The sequence below is a fragment of the Posidoniimonas corsicana genome (assembly GCF_007859765.1).
Classification (GTDB): domain Bacteria; phylum Planctomycetota; class Planctomycetia; order Pirellulales; family Lacipirellulaceae; genus Posidoniimonas; species Posidoniimonas corsicana.
Genome location: NZ_SIHJ01000001.1, coordinates 2,764,238 through 2,780,845, shown reverse-complemented (window position 1 = coordinate 2,780,845; position 16,608 = coordinate 2,764,238). Strand labels below are relative to the sequence as shown.

The following is a 16,608-nucleotide window of genomic DNA, read 5'->3' as shown; positions in this document are numbered from 1 at the left end:
GGGAAACAGAAGGAACCATTCAGACGCTACAGCATCGGCGCGGGGCGCGCACTAGCGGCGATAGCGTTTACCGGTGGGACGGTTTGGCAGGCTCCCCCCTGCGAGCGGCCCTTTCCCGACGCCCCGCGTCTTCGACGCAGGGTGTCTGTCCGGAGCCACCCGTCCGATACCTAGTTTCGTTATTCTGGGGGGGCCTACTTGAGGAACTTTCTCGCGTGGCGGCGAGTAGGCCGGTTGTTCCGCTCGACGCGGCTGTGCGCCCTGTCCGCATTAGTCATTACGCAGTATTTGATCGAGTTGTGCGGCCCCCCGGCGCCGCCGGTCGACCGCTAGTCGGCCCGCCGCAACCCGCCGCGGGGGCGCGGGTCCCGCGCCCCCTCAAACGCCACCTCCGGGATGTTGGTGAACGCGATCCGCAGCGGCGCCGCGTCCCGCGACTTGTGCATCGACGCGAAGTACAACGCCGTCGGCCCCAGCTCGGCGTTGACCGCGTCCATCACCCGCGACGCGCGGATCGCCTGCTGGTGGTCGGCGAACAGCGGCAGGCTCTGCGGCGCGGTCAGGCCGTAGAGCGTGACCGAGGCCTTCAGCGGCTGCATGCCCCGCGGGCGGCACTCCCAGGCGGCTTCGAGCGCCTTGAGCAGCGTCGGCGTGTCCTGCACCCCGCCGAGCTTGACGGTCACTCGCCACGCGGGGCCGTCGCCGAACTGGCTTATCTCCACCTCCATCCGCCCCGCCGCGTAGCCCAGGCGCCGCAGGCGGGCCGCCGCCTTGTGCAGCAGCCTGGTCATCACGGCCCGCGCGCCGGTATCGGTCCGCAGCTCCGGGGGCAGCACGTGCGAGTGCCCCACGCTGCCCCGCTTGGTCGGCGGGTCGGGCACGTCCTCGCCACGCAGCCAGCGGCTCCACTGCTCGCCCACCTTGCTCCGCCAGATCATCCGCATGGTTTCCGGCGGCGTCGCACAAAGCTGGCGGACCGTCCGCACGCCGAACTGCTCGAGCCGCCGCTGCATGCCGCGGCCGATGCCCGGCAGGTCGCCCAGCTGCAGCGGGTGCAGCGCGTCGGGCAGGTCTTCCAGGCCGAGGTGGGTCAGCCCGTCCGGCTTGCGCATCCCGGCCGCCACCTTCGCCAAGAAGCGGTTGGGCGCCAGGCCGACCGAACACCGCAGGTGCCGCCCCACCTGCGTAGCCACGGCTTGTTTCACCCGACCGGCCATCTCGAGCGCCGGCGCCCGCTCGCGGTGCTGCAGCGAGAGCCGGCAGGCGAACTCGTCGATCGACCACACCCGCTCGATCGGCAGCACGGTCTCGATGGCGGCGATGATGCGGTGGTGCAGTTCGATGTACTGCTCGTGCCGGCCTTCCACGAGCCGGAGCCACGGGCAGAGCTGCTTCGCCTGGCCGACGTTCGTGCCCGTGCGGATGCCGAACTGCCGCGCCTCGTAGCTGACCGCGATGCAGCAGGTGCGGTCGGTCATGGTGGGCACCACGGCCACCGGCTTGCCCCGCAACGCCGGCTGCAGCTGCTGCTCCGCCGAGGCGAAAAACGCGTTCATGTCGAGGTAGAGCCAGCGTGTGGTTGCCATCGAGGCTCCAAATGGGAAATGCGTAACACCAAAGCGCCAGCGCGGCTGCAGGCGCCGGGGGCGCTCCGCGCAAGCGGAAGCCCCCGCGTCCCAGCGTGAACAAACCGGCGCACCTCACCGGTGCCGCCAGCGGGGCGCCACTGCCGATTCGCCACAGGTTTCTGTCCGATTCGTTTTGTCCAAAAACACGCGCGGAGCGGACAAAACTCGGGGCGCAATCCCGCCTGGGATTACAGTAAGTGCTTAAACGTCCGCTCATTGCATCGATTCACTCCGGAAGCAGGGCAGGGTTTTGTCCGTTTTTGCGCGCGGAGGGGACAAAACCAACTCGGTTTGTTCGGGTCGCCCAACGCGCGCAGCGGTCGCGCAGTTTAGTGCCTCGGTGTGTACGCATGAACATCACTGCCATTAGATCGGACCGACCGGCCGTTTGCCACCACAATCTTGCCGCAGGAGCAAGAAATCCGGCGCGTGCCACGGCCCCTCGGTAGCACGGCGGTCCCCGCCGTGTTGCCCACCGGCGGCGTCAGACCGAAGGATTCGGGCCGCGCATCGTGCTCGTTCGCCACCGAAGCGGAGCCCGTCGCGCTCCTCCCTCGGCGGAGGACCGCCGAGCTACACTCGGACGCGGCCAATGGTGACGACCCAACAGACCGTTCGACTCGTAGCCCCCCGCTTCGCGGGGGGATCAAGCACGGCCGCCGCCGCGTTGATCAGCCGCCACGCTCTGGGCCACAAGAACCCCCCGGCAGAGCCGGCGGCTACGAGCCGAACCGGTAGCTATCGTACTCCGGCAGCGTGGCGAAAACGGCGCGGACGTTTCACGCCGATCCTTCGTAGGGCCGGGCTCAACGTCGCTGAGGTTGGGCACATCGCGGCGCATTCACCTCGAGCGCAACTCCGTGCGGTTGGCCCAACCTCGGCGCATGCCGGGGTGGAACGAAGATGCCGCTACTCCTGTCGGCATGCTCTCGAACGAACACTTAGGAGCGAGCATCCCGCAAGTATCGCGAGCCACACGGTCGTCGGTTCCGGGACCAGGGTGACGGTGAGTCTTGCGTCAGTTGAGAAAAAATGCAGCCCAGCACCACTAGTCGAATTGAGGTCAAACGAGAATGGCGTACCGTCGGCCAGGATGCCGGACAAGGTTTGGTCTCGTTCTGGCACGACGACACCTAGGTGAGGCGTCAATCCCGTCAAGGGCATGCCGTCAAGGTAGAACTCAAGACCAAAAAGATTGAGCGTGTCGGCAACGCTTATGCTCGTGAGGTTCCAAAAGTCGCCACCGCTGATATCCACGGTGCCTTCACGGTGCGTCAGGCCACCGGTGAACTGTCCACCCGATATCTCTAGCCTACCTCCATAACCCACGCTGATCCGAGCCGCGTGGCTCCCACCCGAGATTCGGAACTTTGAGTTGTTGAAGATGGTAACGGATCCATCGACCGACCCACCATCTATCACGACATCCGATGCTGTGGCGCCGAATGAGCCACCCACGCTGCCGTTCGTGAATGTGACGCGACCATTGATGGCCTCAATCGAGCCACCAATCGTCGCATCGTTTACTTTCAACTCGCTTCCCGAAAGCACTTGCACCGAGTACTCGACCTCGCTCCCTCCAAAAAGTTCCACATACGCATCGGCGTAGACTCCGATGCCGCGAACGGATGCCCCGTCGATTCTCGCTACCGTTCCTGGGAACGCTTCGAACAGAGCGCCGACTTCTCCGCCAGTAATTTCCACCTGGCTGTTGTGGGCTTGAAACCCGACGTCTACTTTTCCACCGGAGATACGGACTGTGCTATCGACGACTTCGGCGAATCTGCCAACGCGACCTCCAGCAACGTTCAAGGTTGCCCCGATTGCGGTGAAGTTATCCGGCAACTCTCCGCCATCAACAAGCGTCAGTTCCTGACCAGGTCGAAGTCCATTTACGCCGTTGCCTAACGGAGTGTCGAGCACTTTCGGATTTAAGTCTGCAACTGGCAACGAAGTGCGAGTGAGTTTGATGTCCCTCAGTTCCTCGCCAATTGGATTCGCCTGCGGACTGAAGACGAACGGGGTTCCGTCACTGAGTACTCCCGCAAATACCTGCACGGGTCCACCACGCCCGACCAGAGTGATCTCGTCTGCATCGTAGTCCTCTCCGTTGAGCTGGAACTCGCCCCCAACAAACTCTACGTCGCTGCCTTCCCACGTCCGGAAGCTTGGCCCCACAGAGCCGCCAGCCAAAGTCACTCGACTTCCCTCGAACGCATTGAATCTCGTGCCTACATTTCCGCCGGTGATACTGACCACTGCTCCCCGGTAAGCCGCAGAGCGTTCTCCGATTGAGCCGCTCGACATGTCTACCCTGGCATCCTGTACCCTCAAGCCCGCACCGACAACACCCCCGCTGATATCAACCGACCCGCCGACTACTTCAACGCCAGCTCCAGCATCGCCTCCTTCGACCTCAAGTGTTCCACCAACGACGGCAAAATTGGCCTGAAGCGTTCCCCCGTGTCGCAGAGTTAGACGTTGACCTGGCCGAAGGCCGGAAGGCCCCTTTGTCTGCGGAGTATCCACGACACGAGGCGTCGTATCAGCTGGCGCCAACGGCACCCGGGTCAGCGACACGCCTTCCAAGCGGTCACCGTGGAGGGGGGGGAAGATGAACGCTGAGCCATCGCTCAAAGCACCCGTGAACACGTCGCCATCTCCGAGTGTGATGTTCGTACCGGCGAAGGCAGCACCGTTCAGAGAGAACTCTCCGCCGATTAGTTCGACACCAGCCCCGCTTACGGTTCGCAATGACCTAGCTACGCCACCGCCGGAGATCACGATCTCGCTTCCCGCCGCCGCGACAACACTGCTAACGACATTGCCGCCAAACCCTACGGTGCCACCGCTGATGACAACTCTACTACCGGCATGGGCTTCAATGCTGTCGACTCTGCCTCCGGTCATGTTGACCGTGGTGCCGGCATGGGCCTGAAGCAGATTGCCGACTCGGCCATCCGTAATAGTCACATCACTATCGAACGCTTCAAATCCGGCGCCAACGCTACCGCCGTCTATGTAAACGGTGCTCCCAGGATACGCGTAGAAGTAGTCGCCGATTGACCCACTAGTCAAACTAACCGTACCGCTCGCGACTTTGAGGTTACGACCGACCTCGCCTCCTTCCACGGAAAGCGTCGCTTCGACGGCCGAGAAGTTTCCCGGGAGAACGCCGCCTGGCAGAACTGTGAACTCCTGGCCACTCCGCATACCCGCGAAGTCCCCGCTGATATCCGTCGCGATGCTTCTAGGCCTTAAGTCTGCCGCCGGGATAGCGACGCTCGTAAGCGTCACATCCTGGAGCTCATCACTACCGTATCGCCCAAGCGGGCTAAATATGAACGGAGAGCCGTCTTCAAAGGTTCCGGTCAGGACTCCGTCTGCATTGGTGAATCGGTCGAGCGTCACGGTGTTTTCAGCGACCGGAACACCGCTCAGCATGAACTCCGCACCGACAAAGTTGACCGCGCTACCCTGCACGGCTCGGAACGGCCTGCTAATGGCCCCTCCCGAAATCGAGGCCATTCCGCCAATCCACGCTCCGCCTTCGAGCATTCCGCCAGAGACAGACAAGACACTGCCCACATGCGTCATAAAACCACTAACGGTTCCACCGGAAATGGCTACCTGGCTGCCCGCATTTGCACTGAAACCTACCCCTACAGTGCCACCTTCCACGTTGATGATACTGCCGGCATTGGCCCGGAGTCCGGTGCCGACCACACCGCCAGCACCCACATTGAGGACATCGCCCGAGTTGAGGTTGAACGCATCGGGAATTGTACTAGGCGGGGCGTTGAACACCGTCTGGCCATGAACCAATGCCGCCAATGAGACGGATGCCACGCAAACTGCGAAGACGCAGGTTCTTCTCGCGGTAGGTAGGAGCATGATGGTCGCCTTCTCTGCTGTTCTACGAAAAAACCCCGCCAGCAATACCGCGGCTAGCCCCTGCTCTTGGGGAGCCAACGGAAATTGATGCGGGGTTGTACCACGTCTAGACCAGGCCGTGACGGGATTGCCCAATCCCGTCGTTGTTCACTCAGTATATCGTCGCTGCAGATAATTGAGCAAGTGAAACGCACGCGTCGAGAGAGTCACAACCCAAGATCGTGGAAAGACAAACCACGGAGGAACTGGTCGGCTTTGCAATCGATTCCCCAAGCGAACGGCAGGGTGCGTTCGCACCCGGTAGCATGCACATCATCTGCTGAGGTTTCGTCGTCTGCGGCGCCGGAGGGCGGCAGCGAACTCACCAAGGTTGCTACAACCTCGGTCAGAGTCGGGACGCCTGAGAGTGCACCGGCTTCAACGTACGGCGCAGCAGCACCAACCGCGCTAGGCAGCCTTCCGCTCGCCGCCCATCACCTTCTCGGGCCGGATGTTGCCCTCTTCGTCGACCTCCTCGAAGCGGACCGCGACCTGCTTCGACACGCCGGACTCCTGCATGGTGATGCCGTACATGGTGTTGGCGTCGGTCATCGTCTTCTTGGAGTGCGTGATCACGATGAACTGTGTGGACGAGAGGAACTCGCGGAGCACGCCGGTGAAGCGGCCGATGTTGGCCTCGTCGAGCGCGGCGTCGACCTCGTCGAGCACGCAGAACGGGCTCGGCTTGCTGCGGAACAGCGACAAGAGCAGCGCGACGCAGGTCATGGTCTTCTCGCCGCCCGACAGCAGCGAGATGCTGCTGAGCTCCTTGCCGGGCGGCTGGGCGGCGATCTCGACGCCGGCGTCCAGCGGGTCGTTGCCGTCGGCGTCGACCAGCACGATGTCCGCCTCGCCGCCGCCGAACAGCTGGCGGAACAGCTCGCGGAACTCGCCGCGGACCGCCTCGACCGTGGCCAGGAACATCTTGCGGGTTTCGACGTTGATCCGCTGCGTGAGCCGCTCCAGCGAGTTCTTCGCGTCGGAGAGGTCGTTGTACTGGGCGGACAGCTCGTTGAACCGGGCCTCCAGGTCGTCGAGCTCCTCGATCGACTCGAGGTTCACCGCCCCCACCTCGCGCACGTTGTCGCGGAGCGTGGCGATCTCCCGCTCGATGGCGTCGCGGTCCTCGACCTCCTCGGGCGCGGCCTGGTCGAGCGGCGCCTCCGTCAGGTCGATGCCGTAGTCGTCCCGCATGCGGGCGGACAGCGCGGCCTGCTCGTGCCGCACCTCGGCCAGCTCGATCTCGTGCCGCTGCCGCTGCGACTGGAACTGGTCGATCTGCTCGCGACGCTGCCGCACGGCGCGGTCGATCAGCCGCCGCCGCTCGTTGACGGCGGCCAGCTCGGCGTGCACGCGGTTGCGCGTGACGGTCAGCGACTCGGACTGCAGCGTCAGCAGGTTCAGCCCGGCCTGCGCGGCCAGCAGCCGCAGCTCGTGTTCCTCGATGCGAGTGCGGAGCTCGCGGACGTCGGCGAACGCCTCCTCGCGGGCGCGTTGGCGGTCGGTCTGCGGACCGGTCGTCTGGGCGTGCTGCGACTGCAGGATCTCGGCGCGCTGCTCCGCGCGGGCGAACTCCACCCGGCGTTCGACCAGGCGTTGCTCGAGCTGCTCGAGCCGTTCGGCCGCGCCGCGTTGCTCCTCGCCCGCCTGGGCGAGCCGCTCCGCCAGCTCGGCGCGGCGGGTGGCGAGCGCTTCGGTCTGCTCGCTAACGCGGAGGAGCTGGGCGTCGAGCTCGTCACGCTCACGCTGGACGGCTTCGGCTTCCGCGACGCGCTTCTGCCGCTTCTGGTCGAGCGACTCGATCCGCTCCTGGAAGCGTCGCGACGCGTGCCGGGCTTCGGCGCTCGACTCGGCGGCCTGGTTGCGGCGCCGCAGGGCCTCGCGTTCGGCGGCCTGGCTCTGCTGGATCTGCTCGGCGAGCTCCTCTGCCGCGTGGGCCGCGGCCGCGAGCGCCGACTCGGTCTCGGCGAGCTCCGCGCGGAGGTCGTCGCCGCGGGTCTTGCGCGTTAGCAGCCCGCGGGACTCGTCGCGCGGGCCGACGGAGATCACGCCGTCGGAGGTGATCGACTCGCCGCTGTAGGTGACGAAGCTGAGCCCGCGGCCGGGGCCGTTGGCCAGCCGCTCGGCGGTGGCGAGAGTGTCGACAAACCAGACGCGGCCGAGCAGCCGCCTGACCAGCGACGCGTGCGCAGGTTCGAACTCCACGAACTGGTCGGCGCGGCCCATCACGCCGGGCTCATTGGACAGGTCGACGCGGTCGACGACGCTGGCCGTGGGGAGCGAGTCGAGCCGCTCGAGAGAGGTGCGTCGCGCCAGCCGGCTGACGCCCGCCGCGAGCTCGGCCAGCAGCTCGGCGCCGGAATCAACTACCAGGTGGTGGGCCCGCTCGCCGAGCGCCGCCTCGACCATGGGCGCCGAGTCGTAGTCGACGTGCAGCAGGTCGGCCACGATCCCCTGCACGCTCCAGCGGGACTCGCCGTCGTGCGCGGCCACGCCGGTGCGGAGCGAGTCGAGGTCGGTTTCTAGCTGCTCGATCGCCTCGATCTGGTGGCGGAGGCTGACCAGCCGCGCCTCGCCGGCGGCCGCCTGCTTCTGCTCGTCCGCGTGCCGGCTGCGGAGCTGGTCGGTGAGCGTCTGCTGCTCGGCGTGTGCGGCGTCGTGCTGCTGGAGCGCTTGCTGCGCGGCGGCGGCCTGCTCGTCGGCCTGCTGCTGCTGGCGGGTCGCGTCGGAGAGCTGCTGGTCGAGCTGGTCCCGCTCGGCGGTCGCTTTCTCGAGTCGGCGGGCGAGCGCGGCGAGCTCGTCGCGGAGCTGGCTGGATTGGGTGGCGTTGGCCTCGGCATCCGACTCGGCGGCGGCGGCGGATTCGGCGGCCTCGGCCGCGGCGACGCGGGCGGCGGTCAGCGCCTGGTCGGCCTCTTCGCGCTGCCCTTCCAGGTCGGCGAGCTCATCGGTCAAAGAGGTGAACGCCTGCTGCGCCACGGCGAGCTGCTGGCTGAGGCCGACCGCGTCGGCGGGGTCGTGGTCGCGGGTTTCGGCGAGGATGCCGACCAGGCGGTTCCGTTTGTGGGCGAGCTCGTCGTGCAGCTCGTCGATGCGGCTCGCCTGCGCCTGGAGGGTGGCCCGCGCGGCGCCCATCCGCTCGCGGACGGAGGTGAGCCGGCGGTCGGCGTCGGCGGCGGCAGACGCGGCTTGCTGGCCTTGCGCGTCGAGCCGCTGCAGCTCCGCCTCGGCCTGCTCGAGCGTGTCGGCGCCGCCGTCGGTCTCCTGGGAGAGCTCGTTGATGTCGCGGCGCAGCCGCTCTTCGCGGGCGGCGAGCGTCCGCCAGTCGGCCATGCCGAGCACCGTGCGGAGGTGCTTCAGCCGCTCGGCCGAGTCGCGGTACCGCTGCGCGCGGCCGGCCTGCTTCTTAACGCGGCGGAGGCGGCCCTCGACCTCGTCGACGATGTCCGACAGCCGCAGCAGGTTCTGCTCCACCCGGGCGAGGCGTTTGGCGGCCTCGTGCTTCTTGAGGCGAAAGCGGCTGACGCCGGCGGCCTCCTCGAAGATGGCCCGGCGGTCCTTGGGCGACGCGCGGAGCATCGCGTCGACGCGGCCCTGCTCGATGATGCTGTACGACTCGGCGCCGACGCCGGTGCCGGCGAGCAGCGCGCGGATGTCGCGGAGGCGGCTCGGCGCGCCGTTGATCAGGTACTCGCCCTCGCCGCTGCGGTAGACGCGGCGCGTGATCCGCGCGACCGGCGCTTGCAGGTCGAACAGGTTGGTGGAGTTGTCGAACTCGAGGGTCACCTCGGCGGCGTTCATCGGCTTGCGGCCGGACGCGCCGTTGAAGATGACGTCGGTCATCTCCTTGCCGCGGAGCGACTTGGCGCTCTGCGTGCCGGTGACCCACTTGATGGCGTCCACCACGTTCGACTTGCCCGACCCGTTGGGCCCCACTACGCAGGTCACGCCGGCGTGGAAGTCGAGCCGCGTCTTGTCCGCAAAGCTCTTGAATCCGCAGAGTTCGAGGGCTTTGAGCATGGGAGGGTGGGACGCGGGTCGTGGGGCTTTGTGGCGTCGACTGCTTGCTGCGGGGGCTGTTGCGGCGCCGACCGGGCTCGGACGGGGGACCCCCTACGCCGGCCCCGCCGCTACTTCTTCCCGAACAGGTCGGGCATGGGGGTGGCCACCTTGTACGGCGCGGCGCCGGCCTCGTCGGGGGGGAGCTCCTCGTCGCCGGGGTGCAGCTCGCGTCCGGGCTCGGGCAGCGCGTCGACACGGAAGCGGCTGGAGAGCGCGCCGTCGCGTTTGGCCTGCCGCAGCGCCTGGACCACGTCCGGGTACGCGCCGCCGAGCTCGACGATGGTCCGCACCAGCGCGTCGACGGTCGGCTCGATCACCCGCTTCTGGGGCTCCTCGCCGGAGGCGATGCGGGTGACGATGATCTCGTCGCCGTACATGCCGTTGATCAGGATGTTCTTGCCGGCGTCCAGCACCAGCGGCGTCTGGAGGCGCTGGTTGGCGCCGAACACCACGACCTCCGGCCGGTAGCTGCGCGTGACGTGCACCATCGGCGGGCCGCCGACGTCCAGCACGTGGTAGCTGAAGCGGTCGCTCAGACGCTCGCCACGGACCAGCGGGTCGTTGGAGTTCATGGACCACAGCGCGCGGAAGGCGCCGTAGCGGGTTTCGGCGCTGGTGGCGTCCAGCAGCGACCGGAGCGCGTCGTACGCGACGATGTCCTCCATGGCGCCCAGCGCGGCGAGCGAGTTGATGCGCAGAGCCGGCTCGGTCCTCGCCGCCTCGGCGAGCGCCTCAACGGCGACTGTCTTGTCGAGGTAGGCGAGCGCCTCGGCGGAGTAGAACCGCACCTCGATGTCGTCGGACTTGAGGCCCTCCTCCAGGATCTCCACGGCCTGGTCGGAGCCGACCGCCTCGAGCCGCACTGCGGCCTTTGCAGTGGTGAGCGGGTCGAGCAGCTGCGTCTGCAGTCGGATGAGCCGCTCCTGCAGCTCGGTCGGCGACTCGTTGACCGTCACATTGCGGATCACCTTGATGTACCGGCCCACGTTTTCCTTGTAGCGGGGGTGCATGGCCAGCTCGACGTACTCGTCGGTCTTGGCGGTCGCGACGCCTTTGCGCTGGCCGTCGCGGTAGGAGTAGAAGCGGTCGTTGACGCTCTTGGCGATCGCCGTGGCGAGGCGGACCGACTGGTGCTTGCGGTCGATCATCAGGCCCATCGAGCGGGATTTCAGCGCGACGCCGCCGCCCAGGATGCGGCCGCGGGTCATCGTGTTCTCGCCGGCGTTGTCGGTCGCCACGCCGTCCACCAGCACCGGGCCCTCGCAGACCGCCAGCTCGTGGCCGGTGTGGAGCGAGTCGCCTAGCACGGCCATCTCGGACATGCGCGCCGGCAGCACCCATCCGCCCGCCAGGCTGGTCGCCTCGGTGCGGGTTGGGGTGCGGACCTCGATGTCAAACCGGTCGCCCTCCTGGATGCCCGGGGGCAGCAGGCCGAGGACCAGCACCAGCGCGTTGTCCGACTGCGACAGGTACTGGCTCGGTTGGGGGATCTGCCGCCGCTTCATCTCGTCCAGCAGCGCCGCGCGCTGCGCGGTGGGGGGGGGGTCGCCGCCGGTGCCGTCGAGGCCGGTGCAGAGCGAGATCGCCTCGACCTTCACGTAGTTGGCGCCCGTGGGGTGCGTGAACGTCGAGATGAAGTGCGCGTCCTCGTCGTCCACCAGCTCCTCGAGCGAGGTGTGCTGCTCCTTGGGACGCATCCACGTGCCGGCGCAGCCGGGCAGGCCGACGCCCAACAGGACGAGGAGGCGGATCAGGCGGATCTCCACTGCGCGGCGCATCATGCTCGGCGCTCCGGGTCGTAAACGGTGTCGTTTGCCGCGTTGCTTCCTGCGACGCGGGCCGCCCGGCCCAGCGCGCAGCATGCGCGCCGCCGAGCAAGCGGGCGGAGGGTAACGACTTACCCTAACCGGATCAAGACGCGTCCCCCCGGATGGCCGACGCGCGCCGCAAGCTGGCGCCGCTAGCGGCTACGGCGGGTCGTGCCCGCCGGGGTTCCAGGGGTGGCACCGCCCGATCCGCCGCAGGCCCCGCAGCGAGCCCCGCAGCGGGCCGTGCTTGAGCACCGACTGGATGAAGTAGGAGCTGCAGGTGGGCGTGAAGCGGCAGTTCTGGCCCAGCCAGGGGCTGATCAGCAGCTGGTAGCCGCGCGCCAGCATGACCAGCAGCGCGGTCGGCAGTATCTGCAGACCCGCCACCAGGAACAGCCAGAGCGGCCTCACGGCTTGCCCCGCCGGCTTCCGGGGGGGCGGGCCACCTTGGCCGCCAGCCGTTTGAGCGACGCCTGCACCACCGGCAGGGTTGGCTCCTGCCGCGAGCGGGGGATGCACACCAGGTCGATCGGGGGCAAATCGTGCTGCGACAAGCGGAACGCCTCGCGGAGGACCCGTTTCCAGCGGTTGCGGGTCACGGCGTTGCCGACCTTCCGCGACACGACCAGCCCCAGCCGGGGGCGCCCCAGCGGGTTGGCGAGCCCGTACACCACAAGCCGCCCGTCGGCGGCGCTGCGCCGAGCGGCGAACACGGCGTCAAACTCGGCGCTCTTGAGCAGGTGGGCCGACTTGGGGAAGGTCAGCGCTGGGGGGTTGGGGGTGTCCATCAGGGGCTAGCTCCGGGTCTCGTCGGACCGGCGGCGGGCGTCGATCGTGTCGGACGAATCGGCGCTCCTGGGCCCCGGCGGGTCTGCCCCGCGGTCGGGCGGGGGCGAACCGGGCTGCGGCCACTGTCGGGGCGGCGTGCGTTCGCGCACCACGCGGCGGACCCAGCGGGCGCCGACCATCGTCAGCCCGATCAGCGCCAGCCCGGTGAGCACCAGCGCCAGCAGGCTCATCAACACCGCCGCGCGCTCGGTAGGGGGGAGCTGCTCGAGCGGCGTTGCTTGTTCGTCCGCCTGGGCGAGGAGCAATGGCAAGTTCATCAGCGCCGCCTGGGGCTACCAGCGCAGGTTCGCGCGGGGGTTCTGGGGGTGACGCTCGGCGATCTCGGCGATCTGGCCGCGTTCTTCATCGGAGAGCCCCTCCGGCAGCGCGATCTGCAGCTCCACGTACAGGTCGCCGGGCGGCTTGCCCTCGGGACGCACGCCCTGACCCTTGAGCCGCAGCTTCTTGCCGCTGGAGGTCCCCGCGGGCACGCTCACCGACACGGCGCCGTGCGGCGTGGGCACGTCGATCTTGGCGCCCTGGACCGCCTCGGCGAGGGTGATCGGCGTCACCACGTCCAGCCGTGTGCCGCGGCGGGTGAACTCGGGGTGCGAGGCGACATGGATTGTCAGCAGGATGTCGCCGTCCGGGCCGCCGCCCGGGCTGGGCTCGCCCTGGCCCCGCAGGCGGATCTTCTTGCCGTCCTCGATGCCGGCCGGGATCTTCACGCTGATGGTCTCGGTCTTGCCGTTGGCGCGGCGGACGCTCAGCGCGGCCTCGCCCCCTTTGACGGCCGAGGAGAACGGCACGGTGATCTCGTGCTCCAGGTCGGCGCCCTTGCGCGGGGCGGTGCGTGGTCCGCCCGCGGCGCCGCCGCCCATCCCGCCGCCGAAGTGCTTGAACAGGTCGGCGAACCCGCCGCCGCCGGCCCCCGCGCCGCCGAACAGGTCGTTGAGGTCGACCTCCTCCGCGCCACCGCGGTAGCCGCCGCCGGGCCAGCCCTGCCGGCCGCCCCCCGGGCCGCCGGGACCGCCGCCCATGGACTCGAAGTTGGGGCCGAAGCGGTCGTACTGCTCCCGCTTCTTGGGGTCGCTGAGCACGTCAAACGCCCGCTGCACCTCCTGGAACTTCTCCTTAGCGGCGGCGTCCTTCGGGTTGAGGTCGGGGTGGTACTTGCGCGCCAGCTCCCGGTACGCCTTGCTGAGCTCGTCCGAGCTGGCCGAACGCTTCACGCCCAGGGTTTCGTAGTAGTCTTTGGCCATCAGCCGTTGGTTTTCTCGCGTGTTCGCCCACCTTGCTAGCCCCGGCCCCGCCGGGCCAGGCAAGGCTCCATTCTAGCGGTCCTCCCGGCCCGGGGTACCGCCGCCGGCATTGGATTTCCCACGCCCGCGGGGTACCCTGAACGATTGCGCGCGGCGGCCCAGCCGCCAGGCTATGGCCCCCGGATCCCACAACCCCCTCGCGTGCCCCGCATGACATCGCTGGCCACCCCCGAGACCCGTCCGACCGCCCCCGCGGGGCCCGCCATCCGGATCCTCGGGGCCCGCACGCACAACCTGCGGGACGTCAGCGTCGACATCCCCCGCAACAAGCTGGTGGTGATCACCGGCGTGAGCGGCAGCGGCAAGTCGTCGCTGGCGTTCGACACGCTGCTGGCCGAGGGGCAGCGGCAGTACATCGACTCGCTGAGCGTGTACAGCCGCCAGTTCTTCGACCAGATGCAGCGGCCCGAGGTCGACCTGATCGAGGGCCTGCAGCCTGCCGTGGCGATCGACCAGGGGGGCGGCAGCCACAGCCCCCGCAGCACCGTCGGTACGGTGACCGAGGTCTACGACTACCTCCGGCTCCTGTACGCACGCTCGGCCGATCTGGTTTGCGCCGAGTGCGGCGCCGCGATCTCGCAGCAGGAGCCCGAGGAGATCCAGCAGGTCATCGAGGGCATGCCGGAGCAGTCGCGGGTGATGATCCTCTCGCCGCTGGTGCGCGGCCGCAAGGGCCGGCACGCCGACGTGCTGGACCACGTGCGCAAGGCGGGCTTTGTGCGGGTGCGGATCGACGGCGTCACCTACCCGATTGAGGACGCGCCCGAGCTGGCGGCCGGCAAGAAGCACGACATCCAGGCGGTGATTGACCGGGTGGTGATCCGCGAGGGCATCACCGCGCGGATCGAGGAGTCCGTTCGGCTGGCCATCAAGAACGGCGACGGCGTCGTGCTGCTGGTGTACCAGACGCCCGAGAGCAAGCAGCAGGACCCGGACACCTGGCTGGAGCGGGTCTTCAACACCCGCTACGCGTGCCCGGACTGCAAGTCGGGCGTGGCCGAGGTCGAGCCGCGCACGTTCAGCTTCAACAGCCCCTACGGCGCGTGCCCCGGGTGCGCCGGGATGGGCGTCGACGAGGGGTTCGACCCGGAGCTGGTGCTGCCGGACCTGACGCTCTCGCTGGCGGAGGGGGCGGTGGCCCCATGGCGTGGCGCCACGCCGGCCGCCGCCAAGAAGCACGACGCCGCGCTCGCGCCGCTCCTTGCCGCCCGCGGCGTGGCCGCGGACAAGCCGCTGGACAAGTGGCCCGAGGGCGCCGTGCAGCGGCTCTGGACCGGCGACGGCGGCGAGTTCCCGGGGCTGCTCTGGCTGCTGGAGGAGGAGTACGCCACGACCAAACGCGCCGGCGCCCGGGAGAAGCTGTCCGCGTTCCGCGGCGGCGTGGTCTGCTCCGACTGCAACGGCGCCCGCCTGCGGCCCGAGGCGCGGTCCGCCCGCGTCGGCGGCATGGCGATCCACGAGCTGTCCCAGCTGCCGATCCGCGACGCGCTGGCGTTTGTGCAGGGGCTGGAGTTCGACGACGAGGCGGCGCCCGTCGCGGGGCCGCTGGTCCGCGAGGTGTCGCAGCGGCTGGCGTTCCTGGACAAGTCGGGGGCGGGCTACCTCACGCTGGACCGCGCGGCCAGCACGCTCTCGGGCGGCGAGCTGCAGCGGGTCCGGCTGGCGGCGGGCCTGGGCAGCGGCCTGGTCGGGGTGATGTACCTGCTGGACGAGCCTTCGGTCGGGCTCCACCCCCGCGACAACGACCGCCTGCTCGCCACCCTCCGCGATCTTCAGCGGCTGGGCAACACCGTGATTGTCGTCGAGCATGATCAGGCGCTGATGCGGGCCGCGGACTGGATCATCGACGTCGGCCCCGGCGCCGGCGCCCGCGGCGGCGCGATCGTGGCGGAGGGCACTCCCGAGCAGCTCGCCGCCAACGCGGACTCGGTCACCGGCCGGTACCTGGCGGGCGAGTCGATGGCCGACGCGCCCGAACGCCGCCGCAAGATCGTCAAGAGCCGGTCGCTGCGGCTGGAGGGCGCCACGCTCAACAACCTGCGCGGGGTCAGCGTCGACGTGCCGCTGGGAACGCTGGTCTGTGTGACGGGCGTGAGCGGCAGCGGCAAGAGCTCGCTGATTGTCGACACGCTCGCGCCGGCGCTCGCCAAGAAGCTCCACGGCGCGGTCCGCAAGCCGGGCCCGTACGCGTCGCTGCGTGGCGTCGCGACGCTGGATCGCGTGGTGGAGGTCGACCAGTCGCCGATCGGCCGCACGCCCCGCAGCAACGCGGCGACCTACACCGGCCTGTTCGACGAGGTCCGCCGCGTGTTCGCCAAGACGAAGCTTGCTCGGCAGCGCGGCTACAAGGTGGGCCGCTTCAGCTTCAACGTGAAGGGCGGCCGCTGCGAGGCCTGCCAGGGTCAGGGGCAGAAGAAGATCGAGATGAACTTCCTGCCCGACATGTACGTCACGTGCGACGAGTGCAACGGCGCCCGCTTCAACCGCCAGACGCTGGCCGTGAAGTACAAGGACAAGTCGATCGCCGACGTGCTGGCGATGCCGGTCGACGAGGCCCGCGACTTCTTCAGCGAGCACCCCGCCATCGCCCGCATCGTTGACGCGCTGCACGACGTGGGGCTCGGCTACCTGCCGCTGGGGCAGCCCTCCACCACGCTCTCCGGCGGCGAGGCCCAACGCATCAAGCTGGCCGACGCGCTGGCGGCCGCCAGCGCCGAGGGCGCCCCGTCCACCCACACGCTGTACCTGCTGGATGAGCCCACCACCGGCTTGCACGCGTACGACGTGGGTCGCCTGCTGGGCGTGCTGCAGAAGCTGGTGGACGCCGGCAACTCGGTGCTGGTCATCGAGCACGACCTGGACGTCATGCGGGCGGCGGACTGGATCATCGACCTCGGCCCCGAGGGGGGCGAGGCCGGCGGTCAGGTTGTCGCGACCGGCACCCCCGAGCAGATCGCTCGCTGCGACGAGAGCTTCACCGGCCAGTGGCTGGCGAAGGATTCGTAGCGGTCGGCCCAGCGGGAAACG

At 68.6% G+C, this 16,608-nt stretch carries 9 protein-coding genes; 1 reads left to right on the top strand and 8 read right to left on the bottom strand.

Annotated features, from left to right (window positions below; all coding sequences use genetic code 11):
- Positions 1-329: 329 nt before the first annotated feature.
- From KOR34_RS10635 to KOR34_RS10600, 8 genes are all read right to left on the bottom strand, one after another.
- Positions 330-1,586 (bottom strand): DNA polymerase Y family protein, encoded by a 1,257-nt coding sequence (locus KOR34_RS10635; protein ID WP_146564564.1) that lies wholly within the window; start codon positions 1,584-1,586, stop codon positions 330-332.
- Positions 1,587-2,537: 951 nt separating this feature from the next.
- A complete protein-coding gene (locus KOR34_RS10630) occupies positions 2,538-5,522 on the bottom strand; it encodes a hypothetical protein (protein WP_146564563.1) in 2,985 nt (994 codons plus the stop codon).
- 447 nt (positions 5,523-5,969) lie between these two features.
- Positions 5,970-9,581, bottom strand: a complete 3,612-nt coding sequence (gene smc / locus KOR34_RS10625; protein WP_146564562.1) for a chromosome segregation protein SMC — start codon at positions 9,579-9,581, stop codon at positions 5,970-5,972.
- 110 nt (positions 9,582-9,691) lie between these two features.
- Positions 9,692-11,404 carry a flagellar basal body P-ring protein FlgI gene (locus KOR34_RS10620; protein ID WP_197531315.1) on the bottom strand — a complete coding sequence of 571 codons (1,713 nt, stop codon included), beginning with the start codon at positions 11,402-11,404 and terminating at the stop codon, positions 9,692-9,694.
- Positions 11,405-11,590: 186 nt separating this feature from the next.
- On the bottom strand, positions 11,591-11,842 hold the full coding sequence (gene yidD / locus KOR34_RS10615) for a membrane protein insertion efficiency factor YidD (RefSeq protein WP_228714571.1): 252 nt from the start codon (positions 11,840-11,842) through the stop codon (positions 11,591-11,593).
- Positions 11,839-12,219: a ribonuclease P protein component gene (rnpA, locus tag KOR34_RS10610; RefSeq protein ID WP_146564560.1), complete on the bottom strand. Its 381-nt coding sequence runs from the start codon at positions 12,217-12,219 to the stop codon at positions 11,839-11,841. Before rnpA ends, yidD begins: the two co-directional genes overlap by 4 nt.
- Positions 12,220-12,225: 6 nt before the next feature.
- The gene (locus tag KOR34_RS10605) at positions 12,226-12,537 is read right to left on the bottom strand and encodes a hypothetical protein (RefSeq protein WP_146564559.1); all 312 of its coding nucleotides are present in this window, start codon (positions 12,535-12,537) and stop codon (positions 12,226-12,228) included.
- A gap of 15 nt (positions 12,538-12,552) precedes the next feature.
- The gene (locus KOR34_RS10600; RefSeq protein WP_146564558.1) at positions 12,553-13,521 is read right to left on the bottom strand and encodes a DnaJ C-terminal domain-containing protein; all 969 of its coding nucleotides are present in this window, start codon (positions 13,519-13,521) and stop codon (positions 12,553-12,555) included.
- A 210-nt stretch (positions 13,522-13,731) separates the two neighbouring features.
- Here KOR34_RS10600 and uvrA point away from each other — a divergent pair, with 210 nt between their 5' ends.
- The gene (gene uvrA, locus KOR34_RS10595) at positions 13,732-16,587 is read left to right on the top strand and encodes an excinuclease ABC subunit UvrA (protein WP_146565949.1); all 2,856 of its coding nucleotides are present in this window, start codon (positions 13,732-13,734) and stop codon (positions 16,585-16,587) included.
- Positions 16,588-16,608: the final 21 nt, after the last annotated feature.

Coding starts and splice junctions, on each gene's coding strand:
- KOR34_RS10635 (WP_146564564.1), bottom strand. CDS start 1,586: ATGGCAACCACACGCTGGCTCTACCTCGACATGAACGCGTTTTTCGCC.
- KOR34_RS10620 (WP_197531315.1), bottom strand. CDS start 11,404: ATGATGCGCCGCGCAGTGGAGATCCGCCTGATCCGCCTCCTCGTCCTG.
- KOR34_RS10605 (WP_146564559.1), bottom strand. CDS start 12,537: ATGAACTTGCCATTGCTCCTCGCCCAGGCGGACGAACAAGCAACGCCG.
- smc (WP_146564562.1), bottom strand. CDS start 9,581: ATGCTCAAAGCCCTCGAACTCTGCGGATTCAAGAGCTTTGCGGACAAG.
- KOR34_RS10630 (WP_146564563.1), bottom strand. CDS start 5,522: ATGCTCCTACCTACCGCGAGAAGAACCTGCGTCTTCGCAGTTTGCGTG.
- uvrA (WP_146565949.1), top strand. CDS start 13,732: ATGACATCGCTGGCCACCCCCGAGACCCGTCCGACCGCCCCCGCGGGG.
- rnpA (WP_146564560.1), bottom strand. CDS start 12,219: ATGGACACCCCCAACCCCCCAGCGCTGACCTTCCCCAAGTCGGCCCAC.
- KOR34_RS10600 (WP_146564558.1), bottom strand. CDS start 13,521: ATGGCCAAAGACTACTACGAAACCCTGGGCGTGAAGCGTTCGGCCAGC.